Source organism: Actinocatenispora thailandica, assembly GCF_016865425.1.
GTDB lineage: Bacteria > Actinomycetota > Actinomycetes > Mycobacteriales > Micromonosporaceae > Actinocatenispora > Actinocatenispora thailandica.
Window position 1 is genome coordinate 5,333,973 of the sequence record NZ_AP023355.1, and the last position, 15,738, is coordinate 5,349,710.

Below are 15,738 nucleotides of genomic sequence, written 5' to 3' on the forward strand. Positions count from 1 at the left end.
ACAAAAGAGCGGGTATCGGCGTCCCGACATCGGCAGGTGTGCTGGCGGGCGACGCCGTGCGTGCCGGCCAGCCGGGAGTCCGCGTGCGAAAGCCAGCAGCCACACCCCGGCCCCTCGTCGGGCGGGATCGCCAGCTCGACGAGCTGGCGATCGCGCTGCACGCCGCCGGCCACGGTGTCTCCGCGGTGATCGAGATCCTGGGCGACCCGGGCAGCGGCAAGACCGCGCTGCTCGACCAGCTCGCGTACCGCTCGGCCGGTACCGGCGCGTCGGTCGTCACCGCCAGCGGGGATCGGTTCGCGCCGGCCCGGCCGCACGGCCTCACCCGGGAGATCCTGACCCGATCCGGCGCCGAGACCCGCGACCCCGGCGGGGTCCACCGCGCCGTGGCCGACTGGCTGACCCGGCTCCCGGCGCCGCGGCTGCTGCTGTTCGACGACGCGCACTGGTCCGACCCCGACTCGGTCGATTTGCTCGGCCGGCTGCTGAGCGAGCCGCCGGACGGCGTGCTCACCGTCGTCGCGTACCGGCCGCGGCAGTGCTCGCCGCGGATGCGTGACCGGCTGTCCCGGGCCACCCGGCAGCGCCGGCTCACCCTGCCGCCGCTGTCGCCGGCCGATGTCACCAGGCTCAGCGGCCTGGCCGAGGACACCGCCCTGTACACGCTGTGCGCGGGCAACCCGCGGCTGGCCCTGGTCACCGCGTCGGGACTGGCCGGCGCGGCGGCACCGGCGTGGCTGACCGCCGCGGCCCAGTCGGCGATCGAGCAGACCGGGTCCGAACTGTCGGCGGTGGCCGACCGGCACCAGCGGTGCCTGGCCGCGGCCTCGGTACTCGCGTGCGGCCAGCGCACCCGTGGCCACTGGCCCACCGCACCGCTGGCCGTCGAGGAGGTCGCCGCGCTGGCGGCCGGCCCTGACGCGGCCCGCAGCATCGACGCGCTGGTCGCCCACGACCTGCTGCGCAGCGACGGGACGAACGGGCTGCGCTTCCGGGACACCCTGGTGGCGATGATCGCCTACCGGCGGCTCGGGCCCGGCGAGCGGTGGCGGCTGCACGCCGCCGCCGCCACGCTGCTGCGATCCCGGGGCTACCCGGCCGCCGACTACGCCGAGCACGTCCGGCTGTCCGCCGCCCGCAGCGACAACGCCGCGGTCGAAGCCCTGCGGGCGGCCGGCCGGCAGAGCCACGCCCGGAATCCGCTGCGGGCCGCGGAACTGCTCCGCAGCGCGCTGGACCTGCTGCCGCCCGATGCCGACCAGGTCGCCGAGACCCGGGTGGAGCTGGCCGAGGCGATGGCGTCCGGTGGCGCCCTGCACGAGGCGAGCGACCTGCTGGACCGGCACCCGCCGGCCGGCCCGGCCGAGCTGCGCGACCGGGCCGCCACCACCCGGGCCCGGTGCCAGCGGTTGCTCGGCCACCCCGACGAGGCGCTCACCGTCGTACGGTCCAGGCTGACCGCGGAACCCGGCGCCGCGGGCCGGCTGCCGCTGCTCACCGAGGCCGCCCTCGATGCCGTGCTGTGCAACGCATCCGGTACCGACGAACTCGTCGCCGAGGCCCGGCGCGCCGCGGCCGAACGCGGCGACGACCCCGGCCTCCGTACCGTCTCGGCGATCCAGGCACTGGCAGCCGCCGCGGCCGGGCACCGCACCGCGGCGCTGGCGGCGCTCGAACCCGTCGCGACCGCGCTGGACGCGATGCCCAACCCGGCCCCGGACCTCGCGATGATCGTGGCCGGTAGCGAACTGCTGCTCGAACACGACCGTCGAGCCCGGCACCACTTCGATCAGGCGCTGCGCACCGCCGGTACGGCCCGGCGCGGTGACCTGCTGCCCCGGCTGCTGGTCGGCCGGGGCGCCGCCGCGCTCCGGCTGGGGTCGGTCGGGCACGCCGTGGCCGACCTGCGCGACGCACTGCGCGCCGTCGAGGGTTCGCCGCCGGGTCATCTCGGCACGCTGGCTACCGCGCTGCTGGCCGCCGCGCTCGCCGAGCGGGACGGTAGCTCCGCCGGCAACGCCGGGGCCGACCCGCCGCCCCCGACCGCCGCGACCTGGTACGGATCGCTGCCGCAGCGTGCGCTGGCCCGGCTGCGCGGATCGGAGGCGGCGCTGCTGGCCTGCTGCGGTGGCGCGTCGCTGGGGCTGGTGCCGCGCGCGACGCGGCCGTACTGGTCGAGCGTCCTGTTCGAACTGGCCATCCGGCGACACGACGACGCCGCCGCCCGGCGGTGGGTTGCCCAGGCGCTCTGGCAGGCCCGCGGGCTCGGGCTACCCGGCATGTCGGCGCACGCGCGGCTCGCCAGGGCCCGCTGGCTGCAACACCGCGGCCGGCCGGAAGCGGCACTGCCGGCGGCCGGCACGGCGATCTCGACCTACCAGTCGCTCGGCTGGCGGATCGCCGAGGCCGACGCCCACCTGTTCGCCGCGATCGCCGCCGGGCGCTGCCGGCGGTGGCGCGACGCGCAGGACCATCTGGGTGCGGCCCGCCGGCTGGCCGAGGCGACCGGGTCCGAACGGCTGCGCCGATCGGCGATCGAGCAACAGCGGCGGATCGGCGGCCTCGCGGGCCGGTCGTCGGCGCATCCGGGATCGCCGCTGACCCGCCGCGAGCGGGAGATCGCCCGACTGGTACTCACCGGGGCCAGCAACGCGCGGATCGCCGAGAGGCTCTGCGTCACGGTGAAGACCGTCGAGGCGCACCTGACACACGTGTACCGCAAGCTGGGCGCCGGGTCGCGAACCCAACTGGTGACGCTGCTGCTGGGCCACCCGGACGCGCTGGAGCAGTGCTGATCGCCGGCGGGTCGGCCGCCGTACCGGGCGACCCGCCGGCGATCAGGCTCAACGCACCGCGAGTGGGAGCGCCGCACCCGCGGGCGCCCGGCCCACCTCGGGCGAACTCGCCCGCGATGCCCGGCGCAGCAGCCGCTCGGCCACGAACGACGCGTACAGCCGCCAGAGCCGGGTCGAGTCCGCCAGCCAGGTCCGGGCCGTCGCCTCGGCCAGGCTGGTCGGCGCGGTGAAGTTGCGCAACACGCGCTCCACGTTCGCCGGGATCAGGAACAGCTGCCCGTCGGCGCGGCGGAACAGCGCACACCCGGCCGGCGGGGTGTCACCCTCGAACAGCCCGTGCTCGTCCCGGTAGGCGGTCAGCAGCGCATCGTCGGGGCGCCCGACGAACTCGCCGTTGGCCTGGTACGCGGTGTGCTGGTCGGCCGCGGTGAGCCGCTTGGCCGCCTGGGTCAGCTCGCGCACCTCGGTGCCGTACCGGCCGTGGTAGAAGAACGTGTGCGGGGTGTCGGTGGCACTCATCCACGGTCGCGGGTAGTCGCACGGGTCCAGCGCCTGCTTCGCCGCGTCGACCCGCCGCCGGTCCGCCTCGGCGACCCCCGGCTCGTCGTAGAGCAGCACCCGGTGGATGTCGCTGTCCGGGATCGGCCGCAGGTTCTCGATCCCGAACCGCTCCGGGTGCCGGGCCACGATCGCACCGGAGGTCAGCACGAAGGTACCCACCCCGCCGTAGGTCCAGGACTTCCGGTTGTCGGCGAGGAACTTCACGGTGTCCATCGCCTCCGCCGCGGTCTCGCTGGGGAACCCGGTGAAGGCCATCATCTGCACCCCGATACCGGCGCCGGACATCGCCTCGATCGTGGTACGCACCTGCGCCGGTGTGATGCCCTTGTCGATCAGGTCGAGGATGCGCTGGTTGCCGGACTCGAAACCGACCGACACCGCGGTGCAGCCGGCCCGCTTGAGCAGCGCGCAGCGCTCCGCCGACCAGTACTTCTCCAGCCGGATCTCGGCGCCCCACCGCACGTCGATGCCGCGCTCGACGACCTGCTCGGCGAACCGCAGGATCGCCGCCGGGCCAGCACGTCGACCGAGAAGTAGACGAATTTGGCGACCTCGGACAGCCGCTGGACGTCTCTGATCATCAGGTCGACGGTGTTCTGCCGCCACGGGCTCGTCGGGCTGTCCCCGTTGAGCCCGTAGTCGCAGAACGTGCACTTGTTCCAGTAGCAGCCGCGGGTGGGCGAGTAGTAGACGAACCGTTCCGGGCTCAGGTAGGAGTCCCAGGGCAGCCCGCTGAAGTCCGGCGTGGGCAGGTCCCGGATCGGCTCGTAGATCAGCGGCAGCGAGCGCACCGCGCCGTGCCGCGGGTGCAGCCGGACGTTGGCATGCCCGGCCGGCAGCTCACCGGCGGCCCGGGAACGCAGGATGTGCTCGTAGGCGGTCTCCCCCTCGCCGACCACCACCGCGTCCAGCTCGTCGAACAGCTCGAACAGCCGCGACTTGTCCACCATGTACTTCCAGGTGTCGGAGATCTCGGTACCGCCGGCGATCAGGAACGCGTCCGGCATCGCCCGCCGGATCAACCGCATCAACCAGAGCGCGTACGGCAGCTGGTACTGGTAGGTCACGTTGATGCCCACCACGTCGTAGCGGCCGGCCAGCCGCGGCAGCAGCGAGTTCTCGTAGTAGTGCTGGAACGGGCGGTTGATCCGGGCGATCGCCGCCTCGCGCCGCAGCACCTTCATCGAACCGAGCATCATCGGCGCCGGGGCGTTCGGGCTGAACCCGCTGCGGAACTGGCCGGGATAACCCATCGCGCCGACGCAGTTCATCCAGGCGGTGATCGAGTCGACCGCGTGCCGGTACTGGTCGTAGTCGTAGAAGCGGACGGGATCCTGCATCGTGGCCACCGCGGCCCGGATCGCCGCCGGGTCGGGATCACCGACCGCGAGCCGTTCGGCCTGCAACTGCTCCAGCCGGTAGAAGCCGAGCGGGTCCGGCGCCACCGGCTCGCTCAGCCTCGCGGCCAGGTCGGCCACCGCGGCGTCGGTGTACGAGTGGTGGAACGCCTCGATGTTCGCGTCGATGATGTCCGCGGCCGGCAACCCGCGCGAGCGCGCGTAGGTGTCCAGGTAGCACAGCGAGTGGTACCCGGAGGTCGGATCGGTGACCGGCGGATAGATCAGCGCAACCTTCGGTGCAGGCATGGGCTCTCCCAGGGCAGTCGGTCGGTCGGCGGTGCTGGCGGCTGTGGCGGGGTCATCGCTCGGCCGGGGCCGTCGCGGCAAGCCCCAGCAACGGCGGCAGCGGGCCGGGGCCGCCGGTCTTCAGCAGCGCCACGTACCGTTCGGCATGCCGCCGGTACAGGCTCGGGGTCGGGAAGCCGCGGTCCCGCGCGGCACTGTCGATCTCCGCGGGTTCGCACCCCCACAGCCGGGCGAAGCAGGCATCGACGACCTCGGGCCGGAAGTGCAGCCGCCGGGCGCCGCCGGTGGTGGGCAGCCACGCGTTGGCCCGCCCGGCCAGCTCGACGACCCGGGCCGCCGCCCGCCACAGTTCCGGGCGGTCCAACCGGTCGGCGAACGGCGGCGGCGACAGCTCCGGCAGCCGCCAGGCACCACCGGCCCGGACCATGGCGGTGAGCGCACCGGCCGCCGGGTCCAGGACGCGGCGTTCGGCCATCGACAACCAGTCGGCGTCGAACCCGGTCATCAGGCCGTGCTCACGCAGCCAGGCCACGGCCCGGGTGGTGAGGTCCGGGTCGCCCGGCGCCAGACCGGTCAGGCTGGCCAGCACCGCACGGCGAAGCAGCGCCGGATACTCCGGGTGCAGCAGCATGATCGCCAGCACCAGGTCCAGCCGGCTGACCCCGTCGGCGGCCGGCCGGCTCTGCTCCAGCCACCACCGCCGCTGGTTGCCGGTGCCGACGTTGTCGATCGGCGCGTCCCCGGGGCCGTGCGGCGCGAGGGAGCCGGCCGCCGCCGCGGCCAGCAGGGCGCGCGCGTCGCTGGCCTTCGCGTCCGGGCGGCGCCGCCGATGCCAGTCCAGGAACGTGCGGATGTCGTCGGCGGCCGGATGGGCGCCGGCGGCCAGCCGCTGCAGGGCGCGCAGCGACCGGGCGCGGAACGGCAGCGCGCGGGCGGCGGCGAGTACCCGCTCGGTGGCCGCCACGGTCATCGCGTGCGACTCCGCCGCGGCCCGCAGCGACAGCCGGATGTTGACCAGCGGTTCGCTCAGCGACCGGTACCCGTCCTCCTGCGGCGCGTGCACGACGGCGACCTCGTCGTCGCCGGTCACCACGCCGTCCCGGTACAACTCGAAGACCGCACCGACCCCGCGCATCCCGTACGGCCAGAGTTCCGCGGCGCGCAGCGCGCCCATGCTGCCGGCACCGGCGACCACCGCACCCGCGGCGAGCGTACCGAGGATCTCCTTGTGCCGCACCGGAGCGGTGTGCAGGAAGAAGCCGTCCACGATCAGCACCCGGTCGCCCTCGCCGGCGTCGACCCGGAACAGGTCGCCGTGCCGGATCGGCGGCAGCACGGTCACGCCGGGCAGCAGCTCGGTGGCCTCGGCAGGCGACAGCGACGGTCCGAGGAAGAGGTAGTCGCTCATGCCTCACCGTCCGCGAACGACAGGCCGTCCAGCGGGAACAGCCGCAGCCCGGGCGCGAACACCTTGACCGCGGGCACGCCGACCTCGGGACGGCTGAGGTCGACCGCGAACGGCTCGACCCCGGTGTGCCGGCGTACCCGCTCGGCGAGCCACCCCAGCGCCGCGCTCGCCGAGTCCGGCAGTCCCGCCGGCCGGGGCCGGATCGGTACCACGGAGCCGAAGGAGAAGTCCGGTGGCGGCGCCGCGGGCCGCTCGTCGTAGGCGGCCAGCACGATGTCGTCGCGGGCCCCGGCGACCGCAGCGAGCCGCGACTGCATCGCCTCACCCAGCGCGCGGCCGGCCGCGATCTGCGGATCGAGGTGGCAGCCGAACCCGCCGTAGTTGGCCGGATAGCCGTCGGCCCAGATCCGCCCGCTGTAGCAGGGAACACCGACCGGGTTGGTGATGTCCATCAGCTCGATCCGGCAGCCGGTGCGGTGCAGCGCGGCCACCACCTGCCCGGTCGTCTCGTTGGTCGAGGAGTCCGGATCGACGCCGATCCGGTCGACCGCGGAGCGCTCCACCAGATCGCTGATGCAGTCCCGCTCGACCAGTTCGAGCAGCCCGTGCAGGGCGGCTTCGGTCACCGAGTTCCCGCAGGCGTTTCCGTTGCTGGTCGGGACGAACAGGGCCAGCGCCAGGGTGCGCTGCCGCACCGAGTCGAGCAGGATCAGATCCGCCGGCACCAGCATCCGGGTCCCGGTGAGCAACCCGGTCCCCGCCACCCAGTCCAGCACGGTGTGCTCGGTGAGCAGCGACCCGGCCGCGAGGTTGAGCGAACGCACGTCGTAGGGCAGTCCGACATCGTGTGCCGATCCGCGGGCAACCGGTGCCACGCCCGGGTTCTCGGCGTGCCAGGCCTCGATGGACTCCATCGCCGCGCTGACCCGCGACTGGGCCGGGTCGATCGCCATACCCATGCTCACCGCCACGGTGGCACCCGTCGGGCGCAGCCCGGTGTGCGTGGGAATGCCGAAGTCCTCCAGATCGGTGATGTCGGCGATGCGGGTGATGCCCAGCATCGGCAACACCGGGCGGATGCGCTCCCAGGTACGTTCCGCCTCGCTGACCCGGTAGGTACCGCTGCGCAGCACGATCCGGTCGATGCCGCTCGCCGCATGGAAACCGGCTGCCACCGTCATGGACCCTCCCTGCCCGCGAACCCGGTTCGACGCCGGGCGCATCCGCTGGACTCGCAGCCACTACAGCAGCAACGCGGTTCGACCGGAAGACAGCGGATGCGCATCCGGCCGGTCCCGCACGAGACGCTGGCGGGCGCTGCCGGCGACGCCATCCATCGGTGCAACGGTCGGGCCGGCGGTCCCGGTCGCCGGCCCGACCGCGCGGCCGGTCAGACGATCAGGACGATGACGTTGTTGTGGTTGTTGTTGTTGTTTCCGGGTGCGGTGGCGGCGTTGTAGCCGGCCGCGACCAGGTCCAGCTCGTCCTCGGTCAGCTCGCTCAGGTCGATCAGCGGCGTACCGGGCACATGCAGGACGTGCCGACCGGGGGTCGCGTTCCAGTCGGCCAGGACCTGCTCCTGGGTGAGCACCTCGCTCGGCTGGCTGCGGTCGAGGACGACCTCGGCACCGTCGGCGACCGTCAGCCCGGCGGCGATCGCGTAGCCGCGCGGGTCGCTCTCCAGCCGCGCCGCCTCCGCCTCGTCCCGCCACACGGCCATCACCATGTCCGAGTACGCCTCGATGAACCGGCGCTCCGGTGTCTGGTCGAGTTCCTTGTCGCTCATGGCTTCTCCTCACTGTCGGCAGCGCCTGGTGGCACCTCCGGGAGAAAGCTAGATCCGTTTCGTGGCAACGAGAAGGGCCCGGCCGGGATGGCAGCGGGTTCAGCCGTGGCGGTGCTCGCACGCGGACCGGGTCGGTGCCGTCGCCGGTACCGGCCGCGGCAGCGAATCGAGCCCGGTCGCCGGCAGCGCCGGAGGCATCGAGCGCGGTCGATCGCACGATCTGCCGTCGCCGTTGCACGAATCGGTGCCAATCCGGCCGCCCGGGAGCCGAATCGAGGGTTTACCCGAATGTGCGCTCCGCCCCGATGGCTCTACGGTCGGACAGGTACCTGGGGAGGAGACAACCATGAACGACGAGGTCGCCGCGGTGCCGATCGCGGCCGGTCGGTCCCGCCGGTACAGCGTGACCGAGCTGGCCGCCACGGTCGGCATGTCCGCACGCAACATCCGCGCCTACCAGAGCCGCAAGCTGCTGCCGCCGCCGTGCCGGCAGGGCCGGCTGGTCTACTACGACGAGCAGCACGTCGGCCGGTTGCGGACGATACGAACGCTGCAACGGCAGGGGTTCAACCTGGCCGCGATCGGCGCCATGCTCGGCGTGGCCGGCGACTCGCCCAGCGACAGCACCCTGCTCGCCACCCTGCGCCGGCTCGGCCAGGACAAGCCCACCCTGATGTACGCGCTGGCCCGGCACGGCGTGGTGAGCCGCACCGAAGCCGGCGTCGCCCATCCGGTACGGCCGCGCGCGCTGCAGGCGGCCCTGGCGCTGGGGCGCTCCGGGGTGGACCCGACCACCGCGATCGTGCTGCTCGCCGAGACGCTGGAGCGGCTGCGGCCGCTCGGCGACGACCTGATGCGCTCGGTCAGCACCCGCGTCGTCGCCACCACCTCGGGGGTCGGCAGCAGCCAGCGGTCCTGGGCCGACCTGGACAGCGCCGCGGTCGAGCTGGCCAGCGCGCTGATCGCGATGCTCACCGAGTCGTTTCGGGCGACGCTGGAGAACATCGCCGACGACATCGTCGGCGACCTGATCGCGCAGCGTTTCGCGCCCAGCCGGCTGGTGTCCGTCGACCGGCGCATCGACAACGGCTGACCGGATCGTCCGGCCTGGCGGCGCGTTCGCGCTTCAGTCCGCGACCGCGTCGTAGCGCCGGGCGTCCGGTTCGGGGTCGGTCAGCAGCTGCCGCCGCGCCAGCCGGTGGAACGGGCCGGTGGTGTCCGCCCGCAGCAGTGCCGGCGTGCCCTGCTGCACGATGCGGCCCTCGTCCAGCACGACGATCCGGTCGGCGTCCAGCACCGTGGACAGCCGGTGCGCCACCACCAGCCGGGTCACCCGCAGCGCGGCCAGGTTGGCCACCACGACCTGCTGCGTGCGGTTGTCCAGCGCGCTGGTTGCCTCGTCCAGCAGCAGGATCCGCGGCCGGCGCACCAGCGCCCGGGCGAGCAGGATCCGCTGCGCCTGGCCGACCGACACGGTGCTGGTGCCCGCGGCGACGATCGTCTCCAGGCCCATCGGCCAGCCGGCGACCTCGTCGGCGAGCCCGGCGAGGCGAAGGGCGCGCTGCACCTCGGCAGGGTCGCCGTCACCGCCGGCCACGTTCTCCCGCACGGTACCGGGCAGCAGGCTGGAGTGCTGGAGCACCACGCCACACTGGCGGCGCACCGCGGCCAGGTCCAGGGTCGCCAGGTCGCGCCCGTCGTAACGGACCTGGCCGGCCGAGGGGGTCTCGAACCCCAGCAGCAGCCGCAGCAGCGTCGACTTGCCGCTTCCGCTGGGGCCCACCACCGCGACGAACTCCCCCGGCGCGATCTCCAGATCGAGGTCGGGGATCAGCGCCGGCCCGTCCGACCGGTAGCCGAACGAGACCTGCCGGAACCCGATCGCACCGCGCAGCGCACCCGGATCGGCGCCGGCCTCCTGCCGCTCCCGTGGCGCGGCCAGCACCGTACCCACCCAGTTCATTCGGGGCAGTACCAGCACCACCGTGGCGGCGCCGGCGAACAGGACCGTGGCGGAACCGAACAGCAGGCCGAACGCGGCGTTGACGGTGAAGAACCGTTGCGGCGTCAGGATGGCCGACGCCGGGCCGACGGCCAGCGCGTACAGGATCAGCTGGGCCGCCATCGGCAGCATCGACGCCAGCACGGTCGGCAGCGCATGGGCCCAGCGCACCCGCCGTACCGACCGCTGCGCCTCGCGGTTGCGGCCGGACCACCGGTCGAACACCCGGCGCTGCGCCGCCGACAGGTGGATGCGTTCGATCCCGGACAGCACCTGGTTGGTGAGGGTGATCATGCCGAACTCGCGGGGCAGCGCCTCGCGCTGACGACGCGCCGCGACCCGGAACAGCGGCAGCAGGGCCAGCAGCGCCAGCCCGATCAGCGCCGCCGCCAGCGCCGCCAGCACCGGGCTGACCACCAGCAGCAGCACGAACTCCAGCAGCACCGTGAACGTGGCGCCGACCAGCTGCACCGGTAGCCCGGCCAGGTTGTCGCGGGTCACCGACATGCTCAGGGCGATGTCGGTGATCTCCCCCGCGCCGCGGTGGGTGAAGAACCGGGCGGGCAGCCGCAGCAGCGCATCCCACAGCGGCAGCTCGGTGTCGTACCGCAGGATGCCCTCCAGCCGCAGCACCCGCAGGTTCGCCGCCACGCCGAGCAGGCTGGCCAGCACCGACGCCGCGCCGTAGGCCAGGGTCAGCCCGGACAGCAGCGACACCCCGGCGCCGTCGACCAGCGCACCGAACACCACGCCGCTGACCAGCGGGGTGGCCAGCGAGAACGCCGCGACCAGCGCACCGGCCAGGACCAGCCGGACCAGCTCGGCCCGGCTGCCGTGCAGCGCACGGCGCAGCAGCCCGCCGGCACCGGTACCGGCCGGGACCGGCAGCACCGGCCGCTCCGCGCAGTCACCCAGCTCGGCCGCCACGGCGGCCGAGATCCTCTGCACGGCCCCGGTATCCGGATCGACCCGGCGGTAGCACCGGCCGCGGAACAGCAGGACGGCCGGCCGTACGGGTGCGCCGGTCCAGCACAGCAGCGGCCCGAGGTTCACCCGCCACCACGCCGGCCCCAGGGTGATGCGGTGCAGCCGGATCCCGCTGCGGCCGGCGACGGCCGCCACCGCGGCGCGTGGATCGGCCGGCGCCGGGCCGAGCGGTACCCGGACCGGGTGGCCGGTGCCGGTGGTCAACGCCCGCAGCACGGCCACGGCGCGGCGATAGTCCCTGTCGTCCACGCGACCCCCTACTCGCTCGACCGGATGAGGCGGCGGTACGTCTCGCTGCACCGCATCAGCTGCTCGTGCCGGCCGCGATCGACCTCCCGGCCGCGGTCGAGCACCAGGATCAGGTCGGCGTCCCGGATCGTGGACAACCGGTGCGCGACGGTGAAGCAGGTGACGCCGATCCGGCGCAGGTTCTCGTCGACCCGCAGCTCGGTCTCCGGGTCCATCGCGCTGGTCGCCTCGTCCAGGATCAGCACCGCCGGCTCGCGGACCAGGGCTCGGGCCAGTTCCAGCCGCTGCCGCTGGCCACCGGAGAAGTTCGCGCCGCGCTCGGTGACGACCGCGTCCAGCCCACCCGGCCGCGCCAGCACCTCCCGGTCCAGCTCGGCCAGCCGCAGCGCCCGCAGTACGGCACCCTCGTCGACGTCCGGGTCCCACATGGTGACGTTCTCCCGCACCGTGCCGGAGAACAGCGACGGGACCTGGTCGACCATCGCCACCCGGGCCGCCCAGTGTGCCGGGTCGACCTCGTCGGGTGCGATGCCGTCGACCGTGACCCGGCCGGAACGGGGCCGGTAGAGACCCGCGAGCAGCCGCGCCACCGTCGACTTGCCGGACCCGGTGGCCCCGACCAGTGCCACCCAGCCGCCGTGCGGCACCCGCACCGTGAAGCCGGCGAGCACCGGCGCCGAGGCCGGGGTGTACCCGAAGTCGACCCGGTCGGCGACCAGCACGCCGGTACCGATGGTGCGGCCGGCCGGCCGCGGCGGATCGGCCGGCCGGGCGTGCTCGATGTCGCGCAACCGGGCCAGATCGGCGCCGAGCTGCTGCATCCCGGCCGTGGTGCCGATCACCGACTGCAGCGGCCGGTGGAGCGCGGCGAGCACGCTCTGCATGGCCACCAGCGACCCCACCGTCAGCGTCCCCAGCGACACGTGCCGGCTGCCGAGCACGATCAGCAGCGCGGTACCCGCCGCGGCCAGCAGAGGCGGCACCGCACCAAGCACCGCCAGCGGTGCGGCGGCGCGCTGCTCGGCGGACAGTGTCGCGGCCTGTTCGGCCGCCAGCCGGGCGAACCGATCGTCCTCCCCGCCACCGACCTTGATCGGCTCGATCAGCGCGACCGTCCCGTACAGCAGGGTGTCCCGGCGGGTCCGGGCCGCCTCCACCGCCGCCGCGGTCGCGACCCGCCGCGCCGCCGACACCCGCAGTACGACCACGTTCAGCCCGGCCAGCAACAGCACGCACAGCCCGATGACCGGGTCGTACCAGCAGAGCAGGACCGCGTAGCCGGCGACCAGGAGCAGGTCGGTGACCATGCCGGCCAGCTGCCGGGTCACCGCGTCCGCGACGCGATCGACGCTGCGCACCCGGCGGGTCAGGTCGCTGGGCTGCCGCTGGGTGAAGTAGCCGATCGTCAACCGCATCAGGTGCGCCATCAGGTCAGCGGCCTGCCCGACCGCCACCCCGAACTCGGCCCGCACCAGCAGCCGCTGCTGGCACAGCCCGGCGAGGATCGTCAGCACACCAGCCGCGGCGATCGTGCTCAGCACGACGGTCGCGTCGGTCGCGGTCGCCCCCGCGGCCAGTACCCGGTCCACGAACACCCGCGCCAGCATCGGCGACACCAACGCCAACGCGGCCAGCGTCGCGGTCAACAGTGCCAGGGCCGGCACCGCGCCGACCGCGGCGCGCAGCCGGCCGGCCAGCGCCGGCAACAGCCGGTACCGGCTTCCTCCCCGGCGGAAGTCGGGGCCCGGTGCGAACGTCAACGCCACGCCGGTGAAGGCGGCGTCGAACTCCGTCCTGGCCACCACCCGCCGCCCGCTCGCCGGATCGTTCAGGTACGCCCGCCGCTCGGTCAGCCGCTCCACGACCACGAAGTGGGAGAACTCCCAGAACAGGATCGCCGGCAACCCGACGTTCGCCAGTGCGGCCGGTTCGCAGCGAAACCCCTTCGCCACCAGGCCGTAGCGGCGCGCGGCACGCAGCAACCCGGACGCCGTCGAACCGTCCCGGCTGACCCCGCACGCCTCCCGCATCTCCTCCGGCGGCACGTGCCGGCCGTGGTAGGCGAGTACCGAGGCCAGTGCCGCCGAACCGCACTCGACCGCCTCCAGCTGGATCACGACGGGGGTACGGCGTCGGGCCCGCGCGGTGAGCCGCGCCCAGCCGGTACTCACCGCGCCAGCACCCACTCGATGGCCCGCTGCCGGGCCACCACGATCCGCGCCCGGACCGGCGTTCCGGGCGGCACCGCGAACGGCGGCGGACCACCCGACCAGCGCGGCTCGCCGCCGGCGGTGACGGCGATCCGGATCCGTACGGTCGCGCGCGGGGCCGCGTCGGCACTGGTCGCCGTCGCGGCCGAGACGCCCACGGTCCGGCCGGACAGCGTGCCGTAGACCGCGGCCGGCACCGACCGCAGCGTCAACGACACCGGCTGCCCGGCCCGTACCGGCGCCACCGCCGCGAACGGCACCGACACCTCCGCCTGCCAGCCAGCGGCATCCCGGTGCAGCACCCCGTCGGCCGCGAGTTCGGTCGGCAGCCGGACCAGCAGCGACCAGCCCGCCCCCGCCACCAGCACGGCGAACACGACCAGCGCCCCGATCCACACCGGAACCGACGCCAACCGCAGCGGCTCGTCGAGCCGCTCGCCCCGCTCGTAGTGGCGCAGCGCCTGCGCGCGGAACCTCACCGGGCACCGACCGAGCCGAGCGCGAACTCCGCGATGCTGGGTTCCTCGATCGGATCCAGCCCGGACAGCTGCGCGAACGCCACGGAGTCGCCGCCGCCCACCGCGCACGGCGCCAACCGCATCGCGGTGGCCACCAGGTACATCAGCTCGGTGAGCACACCCGCATGCTTGAGCGTCATCGCGTACCCCATGCCCTCGTAGCGCCACAGCAGGCGGGCGACGCGCGCCGTGACGACGAGCAGCACCTGCGGCAGCTCACCGGCCCCGAGGCTGGCCCGGGCATAGTCCAGGATCGCCGACAGCCGGCCGGCCTCGTCCCCGAGCAGCTCCAGCCGGTGCGCCAGCCCGTCGTAGTGGTAGAGGCCGGGCGCGAGTCCGTCGCAGCGCCAGACGGCCGGGTACACCTCCAGCTCGCAGATGCCGCCCCCGCTCGGGTACGGGCGCGCGCCGAGCTCCTGTCCGTACCGGACGCCCGCGGACCGGGTCCGTTGCACCCGGTAGAGGAACTCGCCGAGCTGGGCCAGGCTGATCGGATGTGCCGGGTCGTGCTCCCGGATGCTGCGCCGCGCTGCCAGCAGGTCGGACAGGGTCGCGTCGCCGCCGGTCACCGCTCCGGGATCCGGCGGGGTCAGCTCGACGGTACGGATGCAGGGTCGGTGGCTCGCCAGCGGTGCCGGCGCCACCCGCCCCTCGAACCGGCGGGTTCCGCCCAGCGGCAACGCGTGCCGGCCGGGCCGGGACCGGTCGTGCAGCTGCAGCTCCTCGACCGACCAGAACAGGTAGGGCTGCGCGTGGTGCTCGGTCGTGTGCACCCCCGCCGAGACGAGGATCCTCGCCGCCGCAAGCTCCGCGACGATCGAGCGCGCCGAGTCGGTGTCCACGTCCAGCTGCTCGGCGAGTTCGGCCGGGGTGTGCTCGCCGGTCGCGGCGGCGCACAGCAGCCGTACCAGCTGCGGGTCCAGGCAGCGGATCGCGGTGGCGCTCAACGGCGAACGCGCCACCAGCCCCGCCGCGTCCGGCCGCAGCACCACGAACCGGGACAGCCGGCAGCTGGCCGGCACGGACGGCTGGCCCGATCGCCGCTCGGCACCGACCCGCGCCGCGTGCGGCAGCACCTCCAGCAGCGGCCGACCGGGCAGCTCGGCCCGGCGGTCCAGCAGCGACAGCGCGAGCAGCCGCAGCAGCAGTGCCCGCGCCCGCAGCGGCTGGCTGCCGGCCCCGCCGGGCAGCCGGTGCAGGGACTCGGCATCGACCCAGCCGTTGGCCAGCCGCAGCAGCAACGCGCGGCTGGCCAGGTCGCAGCCGGCCAGCGCGATCTCGTAGTCGCCCAGCCGAAGGCCGAGGTACTCGGCATCGTCGCCGGCGAGCGTCACGTCGCGACGCAGCCGGAATCGCTCACGCATGGTTTGCATCGTGTCGGCTCCGGTGCGGGCGTGCCGCACGGTGGCAGCCAACTGTTCCGCCGTGTCGTCGCGATGGCATCACCTGCTGCCGCCGTTCGCCGGTCTGCCGGCAGGTTCGGGGCGACCGGTGCGCCCCAGCCGCGCGACGCAGCCGGGCACGGCCGTCGTACCGGTTCGGGCCGGCCGGTCCGGATTCCCGCGTTCGACGGGCA

General features: G+C 74.3%; 11 protein-coding genes. 2 read left to right on the forward strand and 9 right to left on the reverse strand.

The features are described 5' to 3' along the window. The first annotated feature begins 83 nt into the window (after positions 1-83). The gene (locus Athai_RS23700; RefSeq protein ID WP_203963537.1) at positions 84-2,795 is read left to right on the forward strand and encodes a LuxR C-terminal-related transcriptional regulator; all 2,712 of its coding nucleotides are present in this window, start codon (positions 84-86) and stop codon (positions 2,793-2,795) included. A 48-nt stretch (positions 2,796-2,843) separates the two neighbouring features. On the opposite strand, the gene Athai_RS23705 is transcribed toward Athai_RS23700, so the two are convergent. From Athai_RS23705 to Athai_RS23725, 5 genes are all read right to left on the reverse strand, one after another. Then, positions 2,844-3,734, reverse strand: coding sequence for a radical SAM protein (locus Athai_RS23705; RefSeq protein WP_203963538.1), 891 nt, complete (start codon positions 3,732-3,734; stop codon positions 2,844-2,846). Beyond that, complete coding sequence (locus tag Athai_RS23710) at positions 3,689-5,002, reverse strand: radical SAM protein (RefSeq protein ID WP_203963539.1); 1,314 nt, start codon at positions 5,000-5,002, stop codon at positions 3,689-3,691. Before Athai_RS23710 ends, Athai_RS23705 begins: the two co-directional genes overlap by 46 nt. 52 nt (positions 5,003-5,054) lie before the next feature. Next, positions 5,055-6,410 carry a TfuA-like protein gene (locus tag Athai_RS23715; RefSeq protein ID WP_203963540.1) on the reverse strand — a complete coding sequence of 452 codons (1,356 nt, stop codon included), beginning with the start codon at positions 6,408-6,410 and terminating at the stop codon, positions 5,055-5,057. Continuing rightward, positions 6,407-7,591: a YcaO-like family protein gene (locus Athai_RS23720; RefSeq protein ID WP_203963541.1), complete on the reverse strand. Its 1,185-nt coding sequence runs from the start codon at positions 7,589-7,591 to the stop codon at positions 6,407-6,409. Before Athai_RS23720 ends, Athai_RS23715 begins: the two co-directional genes overlap by 4 nt. Before the next feature lie 209 nt (positions 7,592-7,800). Further along, positions 7,801-8,196 (reverse strand): hypothetical protein, encoded by a 396-nt coding sequence (locus tag Athai_RS23725; protein ID WP_203963542.1) that lies wholly within the window; start codon positions 8,194-8,196, stop codon positions 7,801-7,803. A gap of 346 nt (positions 8,197-8,542) precedes the next feature. Here Athai_RS23725 and Athai_RS23730 point away from each other — a divergent pair, with 346 nt between their 5' ends. Continuing rightward, positions 8,543-9,289 carry a MerR family transcriptional regulator gene (locus Athai_RS23730; protein ID WP_203963543.1) on the forward strand — a complete coding sequence of 249 codons (747 nt, stop codon included), beginning with the start codon at positions 8,543-8,545 and terminating at the stop codon, positions 9,287-9,289. A 33-nt stretch (positions 9,290-9,322) separates the two neighbouring features. Here the strand turns inward: Athai_RS23730 and Athai_RS23735 are convergent, their stop codons facing one another. From Athai_RS23735 to Athai_RS23750, 4 genes are read right to left on the reverse strand one after another with little or no spacing between them, the layout of a single operon-like run. Next, on the reverse strand, positions 9,323-11,434 hold the full coding sequence (locus tag Athai_RS23735) for an ATP-binding cassette domain-containing protein (protein ID WP_203963544.1): 2,112 nt from the start codon (positions 11,432-11,434) through the stop codon (positions 9,323-9,325). An 8-nt stretch (positions 11,435-11,442) separates the two neighbouring features. Continuing rightward, the gene (locus tag Athai_RS23740) at positions 11,443-13,605 is read right to left on the reverse strand and encodes a cysteine peptidase family C39 domain-containing protein (protein WP_203963545.1); all 2,163 of its coding nucleotides are present in this window, start codon (positions 13,603-13,605) and stop codon (positions 11,443-11,445) included. Then, positions 13,602-14,123, reverse strand: coding sequence for a hypothetical protein (locus Athai_RS23745; RefSeq protein ID WP_203963546.1), 522 nt, complete (start codon positions 14,121-14,123; stop codon positions 13,602-13,604). Before Athai_RS23745 ends, Athai_RS23740 begins: the two co-directional genes overlap by 4 nt. After that, positions 14,120-15,526, reverse strand: coding sequence for a SagB/ThcOx family dehydrogenase (locus Athai_RS23750; protein WP_203963547.1), 1,407 nt, complete (start codon positions 15,524-15,526; stop codon positions 14,120-14,122). The genes Athai_RS23745 and Athai_RS23750 overlap by 4 nt, the downstream gene beginning before the upstream one ends. Positions 15,527-15,738: the final 212 nt, after the last annotated feature.